Here is a 14,979-nt window from a genome sequence, read left to right as displayed (position 1 = left end):
AGGGATGGAATAAATGGAATATAACATGGACTCAGGATGGGATCTTCATCCAATTGGTGGAGACACCGGTCAAGCATATATGGGAGTAAAAGACCATGAACGCGTGTTTCTAAAAAGGAACGCCTCACCATTTTTAGCGGTGTTATCGGGTGAAGGTATCACTCCTAAGTTAATATGGACCAAACGTGCGGGTAATGGGGATGTCATTACGGCTCAAGAATGGTTAACTGGTAGATCCCTTACTAAGGAAGAAATGGGGTCCATCGAAGTCATCGAGCTGTTACAACAAATCCATCAGTCCCCAAATCTTTTACAAATGTTACAGCAAATTCAAGGTGAAGAATATAGCACACAGAAATTTATTGATGAATATTTGAATAATTTACAATCGGGATTACAAACACATCGTTTTTTAAACGAAGTATTGAATTATTTGATTGAAACTATTCCACTGGTAAGTGAAGTTGGGAAGACAGTTTGTCATGGAGATCTTGATCGTCGTAATTTTATGTTATCTGAAGACGAGAAGCTCTATCTTGTAGACTGGGAAATGGTTCGGCTTGCTGATCCAGTTTCTGATTTGACAATGATACTAACGCAATATATCCCTGTGCATCAATGGGGAGAATGGCTCGATATGTATGGATTACAGCTTTCTACAAATATTTATCAGCGAATTGAATGGTATGCTTTAATGAATTGCTTGAATTACATTAAGAAAACACACTTCGAGGGACGATACCTTGAAATGAATGAGAAAATTCTTTTGGTGAAGTCGATTTACAATAATCGTATCGGAAAACCAAGAGAATCTTAGACAGGAGTTAGACTGTGAGATTAAGAAATAAACCTTGGGCAAAAGATGCTTTAGCGGCTCACCCAGAAATGGTCATCCAAGATCCAGCGCAATGGAAGGGAAGATGGCACGAACGTTTTGGCAATAACAATCCAATCCATATTGAGATTGGTTCAGGAAAAGGCCAATTCGTGAGCGGTATGGCTCGTCAAAACCCAAACATTAACTATATTGGAATTGAAATTCAAGAAAGTGTCCTTGTAGTCGCCCTTGAAAAAGCTCTTTTAGCAGATGTTCCAAACTTACAATTATTACATGTGAACGGTGGACAAGTAACGGACTACTTCGAAGATGGAGAAGTAGATCAAATTTACTTGAACTTCTCAGATCCATGGCCAAAGAAACGTCATGCGAAACGTCGCTTGACTCATGAAAGTTTCTTAGTTGGATATGAAAAAGTATTACCGCCATTTGGAGAATTACACTTTAAGACAGATAACCGTGGCTTATTTGAATACAGCTTAGCGTCATTCTCACAATTCGGGCTTGTGTTAAAACAAGTGTGGTTAGATTTACATCAAGTGGAATTTCCAGGAAATGTGATGACAGAATACGAAGAGAAATTTTCAGCAAAAGGTCATCCAATTTATCGTGTGGAAGTGATTTTCCCACAAGAGAGAATAGTTTTTAAACAACCTAAATAACATATAAAGGAGCCTGATTCGTATGGGGTCAAAAAATAGTTTCAAAGGTGCAAGTTTTTTACTAGCAGCGGGGGCCGTTATCGGTGCATGGGCCACTTCCAAATGGTTTGAACGTAGAAATGTCAATGGAGATGTTATTGTTCAAAATGTACGCAAATTATTTCAAGTAGTAGGTACTATCGAAGGCTCTTGGATTGAGATGGAACCTGTATTCGTGGATAGTCCAGAATTTTATGGGGAAGTTTATTATGGCGGAGTTACTCGTAAGGAAGATGATGAACTTGTCCAATACGAATTTTATGCAGATGCAAAAACAGGAGCCGTTATTGATTTATACAAAATTGGATAATCAAAGAAAGCTGGAGGACCTCCAGCTTTTGGCGCGTTTATAAGATATTTTATAGAGGTAGGAAAGAAGAGGATACAATGGAAGCCAAAACAGAACAATTAATCAAAACGTTAACACAAATGAAAGGAACTAGTGGACACGAAGGCCGTATTCGCGAATTCATGAGAAATGAATTAACACCTTTAGTAGACCGCATTGAACAAGATGGTCTAGGCGGTATTTTTGGGGTTCGTGATAGCAAGGAAGAAGATGCACCACGCATTATGATTGCAGCACACATGGACGAAGTTGGTTTCATGGTAACAAATATCACTCCAAACGGAATGTTCAAAGTAAGTCCTTTAGGGGGATGGAACCCATATGTAGTTTCAGCGCAACGTTTTACTTTATTAACTCGTAATGGAGACTATCCAATTATTTCATCTTCAATCCCACCACACTTATTACGTGCAGCTGGTGGCCAACAAGCAGCTGTGAAAGTAACTGATATTTTATTTGACGCTGGATTCACTTCACACGAAGAAGCCCTTGAATATGGCTGCCGTCCTGGAGATACAATTGTTCCAGATGTAGAAACCATTTGGACTGCGAATAAGAAACGCATGATTTCTAAATCGTGGGATAATCGATATGGATGTACAGTAGTTCTTGAAGCGTTGAAAGCTGTTAAAGATGAAACTTTACCAAACACATTAATCGCTGGAGCAAACGTGCAAGAAGAAGTCGGATTACGTGGAACTGGTCCAAGTGTGACAAAGTTCAATCCTGATTTATTCTTTGCGGTAGATTGCTCAGCAGCAGATGATATTAATGGTTCAAAAGAAACATTTGGGCACTTAGACCAAGGATTCTTATTACGTATTTTAGACCCAGGGATGGTGACTCTTCCCCGTATGAAAGAATTCTTAGAAGATACTGCATTAACACATAATATTCCGTTCCAATACTTTGTTTCACAAGGTGGAACAGATGCTGGTAAAGCACACTTAATGAATCAAGGGGTTCCAAGTGCGGTTATCGGTGTATGTGCTCGTTATATTCATACTCACCAAACAATGTTCTCAATTAAGGACTACGAAGCAGCACGCGAAATGGTCATCCAAACAATTCGTGCGTTAGACCGTAGCACAGTGAACACTATTTTAGACGGAAGAACAAATTAAGATTAAAGAGGTACAATATATGTGGTTAAGTTTTTATAATAAAAAGGGAATCGGCGATACGTTATTATTAACAAGCGGAATAGCAAGCCGTTACGACGTCGAATACGAGAAAAAAGGAAATGTGACTCAAGTCTTTGTTCGTGAGTCAAAAGAAGTTCTAGGCTATAATATTGAAAAGATTTCTGAAGTGATTTCATTTGAAGAAGATGGACAACAAATCTTAGCTCCTGAGCAACAAGAAGTTGTAAAAGGATTGATTGAAAAAGCTGGGTTTGATGTTTCAACTTTAGATTTAACACCGGAAGATGCACTTGTAGTTGGATACGTTGAAAGTTGCGTAGATCATGAAGATTCAGACCACCTACATGTAACAATGACACGAGTAAGTGACTCTGAAGTGTTACAAATCGTCTGCGGAGCACCTAACGTAAAAGCAGGTCAAAAAGTAGTCGTTGCAAAACCTGGTACAGTAATGCCAAGCGGTGCCATCATTTGGGCTGGAGAATTACGCGGAGTGGCTAGTCACGGAATGCTTTGCTCAGCACGTGAATTAGGATTAGAAAATGCACCAGCGAAAAAAGGAATCTTAGTATTAGATGATGCGACTCCAGTAGGGACGCCATTTAAATCATTAAACTTACAATAAAGGAGGATACGGAGTCATGAATGAACCATTTAAGGAGAAAAACGATTCATTCGCTTCTTTGCAATCAAGACGTGAAAAGTCTAATTTTCCAAACTACTTGAAGCAAGGTCAAACTTTTGAAGATCAAGTCGTCGACGAAATGACGCGAGTTGATGCAACTAGAAAAGATGAGACTCCACATGAATCCTTACCATTTGATGAGAGACCTGATGCAGCACTTTTTCAATCGAATGAAAAAGAGGAGCATCAATTACCAGCTCAATTTCGTTCATTTAAGGAAAAAGCGACGGAAGGTCATCAAAAATATAAACCGCGTGTGGATTGGACTTCTTATTTGAATACGAATCAACGCAAACCTTTTAAACCAAGTACGGTACCTTCAAGTACAAGAGGTTTAGAACAAGAGGAGACACCAAAAGTTTCTTATCGTGAATTAGAAAGAGAGTTATTACCAAATAGCACGGACTTGATTTTATTCGAAAAGGAAGAATCCTTATTGGTATCTGTTGAGGAACAAGAAGATACCATTGAGAAACGCTTGAAGGAGTACAATGGTACCTCTCATGAGAAGCCGGTACAAAGCCAAGTTTTCGCAACAAAGGGCTATGTTCCAGCCTTTAAACGCAAACAAGAATCTGATGTTGAAGTTGTGCAAGAGTCCTTATTAGAAGGGTTACCGGAGACAAAAGTTGAAAGACGAAAAGCGCCGGAAAAACCACTAACGGGAAAACAAAGACGAGCGATGAAAAAATCATTATCGATGATTATGGAACAAGAACAGCAGGGACGCCATTTACCTTATGGTTATCCCAAAAAATAGTAGTAGAAAAGTGAGGAGATAGAATGGATAAAAGCAAGATTTATCATTTTACAGGAATTAAAGGCTCCGGAATGAGCGCACTAGCGTTAGTTCTGCATGGTGAAGGATATAAAGTGCAAGGCTCTGATTTAGAAGAGTATTTCTTCACGCAAAGAGGACTTGAAGAAGCGGGGATTCCTTTACTACCTTTTAGTGCCTCTAATATTAAAGAAGGACAAATTGTGATTGCAGGTAATGCATTTCCAGATAGCCACGAAGAATTAGTTGCCGCTCGCGAAAAAGGAATAGAAGTCATTCGATACCATAAATTTTTAGGTGAATTGTTGAAAAATTATAAGAGTGTTGCGATTACAGGTTCTCACGGAAAAACGAGCACAACAGGTTTGTTAGCCCACGTATTAAGTGGAATGGAACCAACAAGTTATCTTATTGGAGATGGAACTGGTAAAGGAGTTGAAAGTTCAGAACACTTCGTATTAGAAGCTTGTGAATATAAACGTCATTTTATGGCTTATCGACCAGATTACGCTATTATGACGAATATCGATTTTGACCACCCAGATTATTATACGGATATCGATGATGTACAAAGTGCCTTTGAAGCCTTTGGTAAACAAGTGAAAAAAGGAATTATTGCTTGTGGTGATGATGAAAGACTTCGTACACTAGAGGCTATTGTTCCTGTAACCTATTATGGTGTTGGTGAACATAATGATGTAATTGCTAAAAACATCCGCAAAGAGAAAGCAGGAAGTTATTTTGATGCTTATATTCACGGTGAATTATATGGTCATTTTTATATTCCTACATACGGAGACCATAACATCTTAAATGCACTTGCAATTATCGCTTTCTACTATTTAAATCAATTAGATCCAAATGAACTAGCTCAGCAGTTTCGAACATTTAGTGGCGTAAAACGTCGCTTTTCTGAAAAAGTTATTAATGGCGTAACTGTTATTGATGACTATGCACACCACCCATCTGAGATTCGTGCTACATTAGATGCGGCTCGACAAAAGTATCCTGATAAAGAAGTAGTAGCTGTCTTCCAACCTCATACTTTTACGAGAACAATCGCGCTTTTAGAGGAGTTTGCTTCAGTATTATCTCTAGCAGACCACGTTTACCTATGTGAAATATTTGCATCTGTTCGTGAAGAAGCCGGTGATGTTTCTATTGAAGATTTAGCAAAATTAGTAAAAGGTGGAGCGAAAGTATTACCACTTGAAAATGTATCTCCACTTCTATCCTATAAAGATGCTGTGATTGTCTTTATGGGAGCAGGAGATGTACAAAAATATGAATTTGCATATGAGAAACTATTATCGAATACTTCTCCAACACAAAACTAAATGAACCAAAAAGCTTGGCGAAAGTCAGGCTTTTTTTATAAACAATCAGTAGAAAAGTATGAATGTCTATTTTTATTAAAGAGATTTGATATTTATAAGAAAGATAAAATTTAAATAGAAGAGGATTCCAGGAGGTATTAAGATGGATTTAAGTAAATTATCTACAGTTTACAACATTAGAAGGATGGGGAGGAATGATGTACCTCTTATTTTGGATTTAGAAAATGGCAATCAATTGTATTTTAATTATTGTCCGCCAAAACCTAGTAAACAATCTGTATTAAATGATTTAAAAGCTCTTCCAGAAGGTAAAAACATAGATGATAAATTTTACATAGGCTTTTTTAAGGAAAATAGATTAGTTGCTATTATGGATTTCATTGTATCTTTTCCGATAAAAGAAACTATCTATATTGGACTTTTTATGATGGATTGTAAAGAGTCGGGACAAGGAAAAGGAAGCCTTATTATTAATGAGGTTTTAACAGCCTTTAGAGAAGAAGGATTTACTAAAGTAAGGCTTGCTTATATGAAAGGAAATCCTCAAAGTAAAAGATTTTGGGAAAAATGTGGTTTTACAGAAACTGGAATTGAAAGAGAGAACGAACATGGAAAAGCTGTCGTTTTAGAAAAAACATTATAAACAGTTTCAGATGAAATATATTCTTACCAAAAACAGTAGATTATATGATTTACTGTTTTTTTGTTTATCACGGTAAATATTTAAAACTAAAGGGTTCATAACGGGATTCACCTTTCAACTCTATTTACGGTTATCATCAAAAAGCTCTTTTTAGTGTTCACAAGTTTGTTTATTTGTTACACTGGTAATGACTTATTAGGAGGCATATTATGGCAAAACAAAAATTATTACTTGTAGACGGAAGTAGCTTAGCATTCCGCGCATTTTTCTCAATTTTAGATTTAAATCGTTTTAAAAATTCCAACGGCTTACATACAAACGCACTCTATTCATTTCACCGTATGTTTAAGTCCATTTTAGACTCTGAAAAACCTACACATGTACTTGTAGCATGGGATGCTGGAAAGACAACTTTCCGTACAGAAATGTATGCAGATTATAAAGGAGGACGTTCGAAAACTCCAGGGGAATTTATTGAACAGATGCCTTATTTTAATGTGCTTTTAGATGCATGGGGAATTCCTCATTATCGATTAAATCAATATGAAGCGGATGATATAATCGGCACTCTTGCAAGAAAAGGGGAAGAAGCAGGATATGAAGTCGTGGTTCTTTCAGGAGATAAAGACTTAATTCAGCTTGCAGACAATAATATCACTGTGAAAATAACGACAAAGGGAGTAACTGAACTGGTCGAATATACTCCTGAAGTGATTTTCGAAAAATATGGATTAACACCTGAACAAATTATCGACATGAAGGGATTAATGGGAGACTCTTCCGACAACTATCCTGGAGTTACAAAAGTCGGTGAAAAGACAGCCGTGAAGCTTCTTCAAGAATTTGGAAGTGTAGAAGGCATTTATGAACATGTCGATGAAATGAAAAAGAGTAAGTTGAAAGAAAACTTAATCAATGATAAAGAGTTGGCTTTTTTAAGTAAGAAACTAGCGCGCATTAATGTAGAGTCGCCAATCGAAATTACATTGGAAGATACACTTCGCAAGGAACAAGATGTGGATGCATTGATGTCGTTCTATAAGGAAATGAACTTCAATTCTTTCCAATCAGACCTATTAAATTCAGGCGGTGCGACTGTAGAAGAAGCACCTAAAGCCGAGCGTCCAACCGTCAAACGTGTGGCGCAGATTTCTGATAACATGCTTAAAAGTGCGACAAGTGTGCATTTTGAGACCCTTGAAGCGAATTATCATGTGGCAGAAGTGATTGCTGTTGCCTTCGGAAATGAAAAGAATGTCTTTGTGACCGATTTAGATACGGCAGTTGCTTCAGAAGTCTTTAAGAAATGGCTTTCGGATGCGTCTGTTGAGAAACATTTATTTGATACAAAAGCTGCAAAAGTATTGGCTCACCGCTTCGGCTTCGACTTAAAAGGTGCCAAATATGATGTGTCCCTTCTAGCATATCTAGTGGATACAAATGATATCGTGAAAGAAATTAGTGATGTGGCCCGTCGTGTCGATGTGACGATTCTTTCCAGTGACGAAGCAGTCTACGGAAAAGGCGTTAAAATACAAATTCCTGAAGATAAAGAGGTTTGGAATCAGCATTTAGCAGCAAAAGTTTTTACAATTGCTAAGGCTCCTGAAAAACTATTGAAACGACTCGAAGAAAATGAACAAACACATCTCTATTGGGAAATGGAATTACCATTGAGTGATATTTTAGCACGCATGGAAATTCAAGGAATTCGTGTCGATAGAGAGCGTTTGGTTGAGATGGGCGTTGAATTTGAAGAACGTCTTAAAGAGATTGAGCAAGAAATTTACGAGCTAGCTGGTGAAGAGTTTAATATCAATTCGACCAAACAACTAGGCGTTATCTTATTTGAAAAGATGGGCTTACCAGTCATCAAGAAGACGAAGACTGGCTATTCAACAGCGGTAGATGTTTTGGAAAAATTGGCACACCAAGCTCCAATCGTAGAATTAATTTTAGAATATCGTCAATTAGCCAAATTAAATTCAACATATGTAGAAGGTCTACAAGCGTATATTCAAGAAGATGGTAAAATTCATACACGATTCATCCAAAACTTAACACAAACAGGTCGTCTTAGCTCAGTGGATCCAAACTTACAAAATATTCCGATTCGTACAAAAGAAGGTCGTCGTATCCGCTACGCGTTCTTGCCAGAACATGACGATTGGAAGATTCTCTCAAGTGACTATTCGCAAATTGAATTACGTGTTTTGGCGCATATTGCTGGCGATAAACATATGATAGAAGCCTTCAAGAATAATGTAGACATCCATACTAATACAGCAATGCGTGTATTTGGCATTTCAAATCCAGACGATGTGACCAGTGAAATGCGTCGCCAAGCCAAAGCCGTAAACTTTGGAATCGTGTATGGAATTAGTGATTATGGCTTGTCTCAAAACTTGAATATTTCCCGTAAGAGAGCCAAAGAATTTATCGACCGTTACTTGGAAGAGTTCCAAGGGGTAAAAGACTTCATGGAATCTATTGTGAAAGAAGCGCGTGAGAAAGATTATGTAGAAACCTTATTCCACCGTCGTCGCTACCTGCCAGATATTCATTCAAGTAACTTTAATTTACGTTCATTCGCAGAACGTACAGCGATGAACTCACCAATTCAGGGAAGCGCCGCAGATATCTTGAAAATGGCGATGATTGAATTAGACCGTGAAATGAGAGAACGTAAATTTAAAGCAAACCTATTATTACAAGTGCACGATGAGTTGATTTTCGAAGTGCCACAAGACGAATTAGAAAGCCTTCAAAGCCTAGTAGAAGGAGTCATGGAAAATGCCGTGAGCTTGAAGGTTCCACTACGAGCAGATAGCAATGTAGGGGACAACTGGTTTGAAGCCAAATAACTAAAAATATTATGGGCATCTCATCTTAACAAATGTAAGTTAGGGATGTCCATTGTGTTTTATCTTTTGAGTTTATAGCGTTTTTGTAGTATACTTTTTGAGTTAAGAGAAGAAGTTAAGGTGATGGAAGGGCTCTTTTAGCGTTCAGATTCCATCACTTTCATTTTGTCAATCAATGGAGGAAATACATGAAATTAAGAAATGATATTCGCAATATTGCTATTATCGCCCACGTTGACCACGGGAAAACTACACTTGTGGATGAATTATTAAAACAATCAGATACATTAGATGCACGAACAGAATTATCAGAACGTGCGATGGACTCAAACGATATCGAACGCGAACGTGGTATTACTATTTTAGCGAAAAATACAGCCGTTCAATATAAAGGAACTCGTATCAATATCATGGATACACCAGGGCACGCGGACTTCGGTGGCGAAGTAGAACGTATCATGAAAATGGTAGACGGTGTAGTTCTTGTAGTGGATGCGTATGAAGGTACAATGCCTCAAACACGTTTCGTATTGAAAAAAGCATTAGAACAACATTTAACACCAATCGTTGTAGTAAACAAAATCGACCGTGACGCTGCTCGTCCAGAAGAAGTAGTTGATGAAGTATTAGAATTATTCATCGAATTAGGAGCAGATGATGATCAATTAGAATTCCCAGTTGTTTATGCTTCAGCATTAAACGGAACTTCAAGTTTATCAGACAACCCAGCTGACCAAGAAAAAACAATGGATTACTTATTCGATACAATTATCGAGCATATCCCAGCTCCAGTGGACAACTCAGATGAACCATTACAATTCCAAGTATCCTTATTAGACTATAATGACTACGTTGGACGTATCGGTATCGGTCGTGTATTCCGTGGAACAATTAAAGTTGGGGACCAAGTAACGTTATTAAAATTAGACGGAACAAAGAAAAACTTCCGTGTTACTAAATTATTTGGTTTCTTCGGATTAAATCGTTTAGAAATCAATGAAGCAAAAGCAGGGGACTTAATCGCTGTATCTGGTATGGAAGATATCTTCGTCGGAGAAACAGTAACTCCAGTAGATTCACATGAAAGCTTACCAGTATTACACATTGACGAACCAACATTACAAATGACATTCTTGACAAACAACTCACCATTTGCGGGTCGAGAAGGGAAATTTGTAACCGCACGTAAGATTGAAGAACGTTTAATGCGTGAATTACACACAGACGTATCACTAAAAGTAGAACCAACTGATTCACCAGATGCATGGATTGTATCAGGTCGTGGAGAATTACACTTATCAATCTTAATCGAAAACATGCGTCGTGAAGGATACGAATTACAAGTATCTCGTCCGGAAGTAATTATTAAAGAAATCGATGGCGTGAAATGTGAACCATTTGAACGTGTACAAATCGATACTCCTGAAGAATACATGGGTTCAATCATCGAATCATTAAGTAACCGTAAAGGTGAAATGCAGGATATGCAACATAATGATAACGGACAAGTTCGTATCGTCTTCTTAGTTCCAGCACGTGGATTATTAGGATATACAACTGAATTCTTATCAATGACACGTGGTTACGGAATTATGAATCACACATTCGATCAATACTTACCATACATTCCAACAAGCATTGGCGGACGTCGTAATGGGGCACTTGTTTCAACAGATACAGGTAAAGCAACGACTTACGGTATTATGGGTGTTGAAGAACGTGGTGTGATTTTCACTGAACCAGGTACTGAAATTTACGAAGGAATGATTGTTGGGGAACACTCTCGTGAAAACGACTTAGCGGTTAACATTACGAAAGCAAAACAACAAACAAATATTCGTTCAGCTACGAAAGACCAAACTTCAGTCATCAAGACGCCTAAGAAATTATCTCTTGAAGAGTCATTAGAATTCTTGTCAGACGATGAGTACTGCGAAATTACTCCAGAAACCATTCGTTTAAGAAAACAAATTCTAAATAAAGGTGAACGTGAAAAAGCCAATAAACGTAAAAAACAAGCTGAATCAGAAAACTAATCTGAATTGTAAAAGGTGGATGCATTGCATCCACCTTTTTGTATATCTTTAGTTATTTAATGTAACGCGAACTGTAATACCGTGGTTGTCGGTAATATCGACTTCTTTTTCGCCACGCTTTTCAACAGTAGTAGCAAGAACCGTTGCTTTTTGAAGAATCTCTTTAAACACTGAAGCGTCGTTTGTTTCAACCGTATAATATGCAAGCCCTGGAATATTTTTGACGCGAACATCAAGATGAGGTCCTCCCCATTGGTTGACCGCAAGATGATGGTGATAATCACCAGAAGCAATCCAACTTCCTGAAGGAACTGAGAATTTATCTTCTACTGGAAGGAGAGTAGTTAAGTATTCCATTGATTCTTTTGAATTTTTGGCAGATAGATGGACGTGTCCCATGCGTGTTCCTTCGGGCATTTGATAAGGAATAGTGTCATGACCGAGTTCATAGATTTCTTGGCCAGCCATTTCCTCAGTGACACCAATAATTCTTCCATCTTCACGAATATCCCAGACGCTTACTGGTTTATCGTGGTATACTTCAATTCCATTCCCCTCGAAATCTTCAAGATAAATCGCTTCGCTATAACCATGGTCTGATGCCCCAATAAGTGGAAGAGACGTATGAACGGCGTGTCTTAAGAAGTCACCAAGCGCTTCACGAGTTGGAAGATGAATAGCTAAGTGGTATAGACCATAACTTTCCTTAACACCTTTATCGATATTGGTTTGAATCAGACGAACGAGAGTAGTTGTTCCAACGCCTAATAATACTTCGTTGTCAGACTGACTTAAGATTTGGAGGCCAAGCCCTTTTGTATAAAATTCAGTTTCTTGTAATAGATGATTCACATTTAGAGCTACTTCGTTAAGTTGAATTTGGCTATTATATAGTGGATACATATTGATTCCTTCTTTCTTATTTATATGAGTCTAGTATACACTTTAATATTAAAATGACAATTAACTTGCTCATGAAAATTTCAATAAAAAAAGTTAAGTTATACCGTATACGGTATAACTTGTATTAGGCGTATTGTGTTTTTATATATTGTTGTAGTATCCTTATAGTAGTAGGTTTATAGAGAGAAGAGATGACAGATGACAAAACAAAGAAAAATCATGTACGGAGTTTTTGGAGTCCTGTTTGCATTTATTTTATTAGCACTTGGGCTGATTCAAATGTTTACGTATCGAGCAACACCTGAGGCACAAGAGACATGGAATATCGCCGCATTTGAACAAAAAAATAACTGGACTCATTTCGAAGTAACAGGAGAGAAAAAAGGGACGCTTTTATTTTATACAGGTGCCTTAGTTGAACCGCAGGCTTATGCGAAATTAGCAGACGGGCTTGCTAAAGAAGAAATAGAAGTATACATTATCTCCTCTAAATTGAATTTACCAGTATTAGATAATGGAACAATGGCAACCATTGTAAAAGAAGAGCATTTGGATAAAGTGTTTATTGGGGGACATTCTCTTGGTGGAGTTGTGTCGACAGTTGAAGCGAAACAGCTAAAAGAGATGAATAAAGTCGCCGGATTAATTTTACTAGCAAGTTATCCAGATCAAAGTACGGATATTAGCGACACTCAAATTCCTGTATTATCGATTACGGCTTCGAATGATAAAATATTGAAACAAGAAAAATATGAAGATGCGAAGTCACGTTTGCCAGAGTCTACACTCTATACAAAGATTGAGGGTGGGAATCATAGTGGTTTTGGACTATATGGTCAGCAAAACGGCGATGGTACAGCTACGATGAGTGCCGAAGAACAACAAAAACAATTAGTTCAACTGATTAAGCAATTTATTGTATCTCATTAAGCTAGGCTTCGGTCTAGCTTTTTTTACAATAGAGTTGAGTTTTCACACCTTGGCAGTTATCATTAATGTAATGAATTTTGGAGGTAGAGTGTATGCAACAAAAAGTAACAAAGAATTGGGTCACTATCGGAACTGGTGTGATTGCCAATGAACTAGCGGTAGCACTAGAATCATTGAACGGAAAACTATACGGGGTTGCTAACCGCACGTATGCCAATGCTGTGAAATTTGCAGAAAAATATGGCATTGAAAAAGTATATAACGAGATTGATGAGGTATTTACAGATCCGGCAGTGGATATTATTTATATTTCTACTCCGCATAACACGCATATTCACTATCTAAAAAAGGCATTGGCTGCTGGAAAGCATGTGATATGCGAAAAGGCCATTACGTTAAACAGTGAAGAGTTAGAAGAAGCATTGCAACTCGCTAAAAAAAATAATGTTGTTTTGGCTGAAGCGATGACGCTTTACCATATGCCAGTCTATAAACAATTAAGTAAAGCAGCTGAGAATCTTGGGGAACTTCGTATGATTCAAATGAACTTCGGAAGCTATAAAGATTATGATATGACGAATCGATTTTTTAATCGCAATCTTGCAGGAGGCGCATTACTGGATATTGGAGTATACGCCTTGTCTTGCATTCGCTACTTCATGAGCGAGGCGCCAAGTTCAATGGTTTCTCAAGTTAAATTAGCGCCAACAGGTGTGGATGAACAAGCAGGTATCGTGTTGACAAATGATGCAGGAGAAATGGCGACTGTTACGATGACGCTCCACGCTAAACAGCCAAAACGTGGAGTCATTGCCTATGACAAAGGGTATATTGAGATTGTTGATTACCCACGCGCGCATAAAGCAACGATTACGTATACAGAAGATGGACACGTTGAAACCTTTGAAGATGAATTGGGATTGGATGCCTTAGCTTATGAAGTGCTAGATATGGAGTCAACCATTAATACAGGAGTAGACCACATGCATCTTGAATATACGGTCGATGTGATGAAAATCATGACCGATTTGCGCCGTGAATGGGGGATCAAGTATCCAGAGGAAGAGGAAGCATGAAGCAACAAGAACAATTAAAACGAATGGAACAGTATGCAAAAAGAGTGCTTAGTGCAGATACAACAGGGCACGATTGGTCGCATATTAAACGCGTCGTCAATACGGCAAAGACGATTGCGAAAGCTGAAGGAGCAGACTTATTTATTTGTGAAGCTGCAGCGCTACTCCATGATGTTATCGATGATAAGATTGTCAAAGATCCTATAGTTGCGTTGAAGGGATTGAAAGAATTTCTAATTTCTATTGAAGTGACTCCTGAACAAGTTGAAGTCATTGAGTCCATCATTACGAGAATGTCGTTTAAGAATCATAAGGAACAACAAGAACTTTCTCTTGAAGGAAAAGTGGTGCAAGACGCTGACCGATTAGATGCCATTGGTGCCATCGGAATTGCCAGAGTGATGTGTTACTCTGGAAGTACAGGAAGACCAATCCACAATCCGGAAATGAAGCCGCGAGAGGAGTTGACGCCTGAAGAGTACAGAAACGGTGAATCTACAGCTATCATGCACTTCTATGAAAAACTATTGAAGTTAAAAGATTTGATGAATACCAAATATGGTAATGAATTGGCAAAAGGGCGGCATGAATTTTTAGAAACGTACTTAGAGCAATTTTATGCTGAATGGGATGGAAAACGATAAAAGATGTAAGCGACAAATTTTTGTCGCTTATTTGTTTTGAAGGAAAAATA

At 37.9% G+C, this 14,979-nt stretch carries 14 protein-coding genes; 13 read left to right on the top strand and 1 reads right to left on the bottom strand.

Annotated elements, in window-relative coordinates; all coding sequences use genetic code 11:
• The first annotated feature begins 13 nt into the window (after positions 1-13).
• From NQ540_RS06620 to typA, 10 genes are all read left to right on the top strand, one after another.
• Complete coding sequence (locus NQ540_RS06620) at positions 14-817, top strand: phosphotransferase family protein (protein ID WP_005606642.1); 804 nt, start codon at positions 14-16, stop codon at positions 815-817.
• 14 nt (positions 818-831) lie between these two features.
• Positions 832-1,500 (top strand): tRNA (guanosine(46)-N7)-methyltransferase TrmB, encoded by a 669-nt coding sequence (trmB, locus tag NQ540_RS06615; protein WP_005606640.1) that lies wholly within the window; start codon positions 832-834, stop codon positions 1,498-1,500.
• 22 nt (positions 1,501-1,522) lie between these two features.
• The gene (locus NQ540_RS06610) at positions 1,523-1,849 is read left to right on the top strand and encodes a PepSY domain-containing protein (protein ID WP_005606638.1); all 327 of its coding nucleotides are present in this window, start codon (positions 1,523-1,525) and stop codon (positions 1,847-1,849) included.
• Positions 1,850-1,926: 77 nt separating this feature from the next.
• Positions 1,927-3,012: a glutamyl aminopeptidase gene (gene pepA / locus NQ540_RS06605; protein WP_005606636.1), complete on the top strand. Its 1,086-nt coding sequence runs from the start codon at positions 1,927-1,929 to the stop codon at positions 3,010-3,012.
• A gap of 19 nt (positions 3,013-3,031) precedes the next feature.
• Positions 3,032-3,658 carry a YtpR family tRNA-binding protein gene (gene ytpR / locus NQ540_RS06600; RefSeq protein ID WP_005606635.1) on the top strand — a complete coding sequence of 209 codons (627 nt, stop codon included), beginning with the start codon at positions 3,032-3,034 and terminating at the stop codon, positions 3,656-3,658.
• 16 nt (positions 3,659-3,674) lie between these two features.
• Positions 3,675-4,478, top strand: coding sequence for a hypothetical protein (locus NQ540_RS06595; protein WP_005606633.1), 804 nt, complete (start codon positions 3,675-3,677; stop codon positions 4,476-4,478).
• Positions 4,479-4,501: 23 nt separating this feature from the next.
• Positions 4,502-5,833, top strand: coding sequence for a UDP-N-acetylmuramate--L-alanine ligase (gene murC, locus NQ540_RS06590; protein WP_005606631.1), 1,332 nt, complete (start codon positions 4,502-4,504; stop codon positions 5,831-5,833).
• Positions 5,834-5,975: 142 nt separating this feature from the next.
• Entirely contained in the window at positions 5,976-6,476 is a 501-nt protein-coding gene (locus tag NQ540_RS06585) for a GNAT family N-acetyltransferase (protein ID WP_039849079.1), read from the top strand.
• A gap of 209 nt (positions 6,477-6,685) precedes the next feature.
• Positions 6,686-9,340 carry a DNA polymerase I gene (gene polA / locus NQ540_RS06580; RefSeq protein ID WP_005606627.1) on the top strand — a complete coding sequence of 885 codons (2,655 nt, stop codon included), beginning with the start codon at positions 6,686-6,688 and terminating at the stop codon, positions 9,338-9,340.
• 188 nt (positions 9,341-9,528) lie between these two features.
• Entirely contained in the window at positions 9,529-11,376 is a 1,848-nt protein-coding gene (typA, locus tag NQ540_RS06575; protein WP_005606625.1) for a translational GTPase TypA, read from the top strand.
• Positions 11,377-11,424: 48 nt separating this feature from the next.
• Here the strand turns inward: typA and NQ540_RS06570 are convergent, their stop codons facing one another.
• Positions 11,425-12,279 carry a VOC family protein gene (locus NQ540_RS06570; protein ID WP_005606623.1) on the bottom strand — a complete coding sequence of 285 codons (855 nt, stop codon included), beginning with the start codon at positions 12,277-12,279 and terminating at the stop codon, positions 11,425-11,427.
• A 198-nt stretch (positions 12,280-12,477) separates the two neighbouring features.
• On the opposite strand from NQ540_RS06570, the gene NQ540_RS06565 reads away from it, so the two are divergent.
• From NQ540_RS06565 to NQ540_RS06555, 3 genes are all read left to right on the top strand, one after another.
• Positions 12,478-13,209, top strand: coding sequence for an alpha/beta hydrolase (locus NQ540_RS06565; RefSeq protein WP_005606622.1), 732 nt, complete (start codon positions 12,478-12,480; stop codon positions 13,207-13,209).
• 92 nt (positions 13,210-13,301) lie between these two features.
• Positions 13,302-14,285 carry a Gfo/Idh/MocA family protein gene (locus NQ540_RS06560; RefSeq protein WP_005606620.1) on the top strand — a complete coding sequence of 328 codons (984 nt, stop codon included), beginning with the start codon at positions 13,302-13,304 and terminating at the stop codon, positions 14,283-14,285.
• Positions 14,282-14,929, top strand: coding sequence for an HD domain-containing protein (locus NQ540_RS06555; protein ID WP_005606618.1), 648 nt, complete (start codon positions 14,282-14,284; stop codon positions 14,927-14,929). Before NQ540_RS06560 ends, NQ540_RS06555 begins: the two co-directional genes overlap by 4 nt.
• Positions 14,930-14,979 lie beyond the last annotated feature (50 nt).

The sequence above is a fragment of the Granulicatella adiacens ATCC 49175 genome (genome assembly GCF_025150565.1).
GTDB classification, from domain to species: Bacteria; Bacillota; Bacilli; order Lactobacillales; family Aerococcaceae; genus Granulicatella; species Granulicatella adiacens.
The sequence above is the reverse complement of the archived record's forward strand: the minus strand, read 5'-3'. Positions and strand labels throughout refer to the sequence as shown.

What these genes read in the sequence shown, in the direction of transcription:
- NQ540_RS06620 (WP_005606642.1), top strand. Translation starts at nt 14, where the DNA reads ATGGAATATAACATGGACTCAGGATGGGATCTTCATCCAATTGGTGGA.
- NQ540_RS06610 (WP_005606638.1), top strand. Translation starts at nt 1,523, where the DNA reads ATGGGGTCAAAAAATAGTTTCAAAGGTGCAAGTTTTTTACTAGCAGCG.
- pepA (WP_005606636.1), top strand. Translation starts at nt 1,927, where the DNA reads ATGGAAGCCAAAACAGAACAATTAATCAAAACGTTAACACAAATGAAA.
- ytpR (WP_005606635.1), top strand. Translation starts at nt 3,032, where the DNA reads ATGTGGTTAAGTTTTTATAATAAAAAGGGAATCGGCGATACGTTATTA.
- NQ540_RS06595 (WP_005606633.1), top strand. Translation starts at nt 3,675, where the DNA reads ATGAATGAACCATTTAAGGAGAAAAACGATTCATTCGCTTCTTTGCAA.
- murC (WP_005606631.1), top strand. Translation starts at nt 4,502, where the DNA reads ATGGATAAAAGCAAGATTTATCATTTTACAGGAATTAAAGGCTCCGGA.
- NQ540_RS06585 (WP_039849079.1), top strand. Translation starts at nt 5,976, where the DNA reads ATGGATTTAAGTAAATTATCTACAGTTTACAACATTAGAAGGATGGGG.
- polA (WP_005606627.1), top strand. Translation starts at nt 6,686, where the DNA reads ATGGCAAAACAAAAATTATTACTTGTAGACGGAAGTAGCTTAGCATTC.
- typA (WP_005606625.1), top strand. Translation starts at nt 9,529, where the DNA reads ATGAAATTAAGAAATGATATTCGCAATATTGCTATTATCGCCCACGTT.
- NQ540_RS06570 (WP_005606623.1), bottom strand. Translation starts at nt 12,279, where the DNA reads ATGTATCCACTATATAATAGCCAAATTCAACTTAACGAAGTAGCTCTA.
- NQ540_RS06565 (WP_005606622.1), top strand. Translation starts at nt 12,478, where the DNA reads ATGACAAAACAAAGAAAAATCATGTACGGAGTTTTTGGAGTCCTGTTT.
- NQ540_RS06560 (WP_005606620.1), top strand. Translation starts at nt 13,302, where the DNA reads ATGCAACAAAAAGTAACAAAGAATTGGGTCACTATCGGAACTGGTGTG.
- NQ540_RS06555 (WP_005606618.1), top strand. Translation starts at nt 14,282, where the DNA reads ATGAAGCAACAAGAACAATTAAAACGAATGGAACAGTATGCAAAAAGA.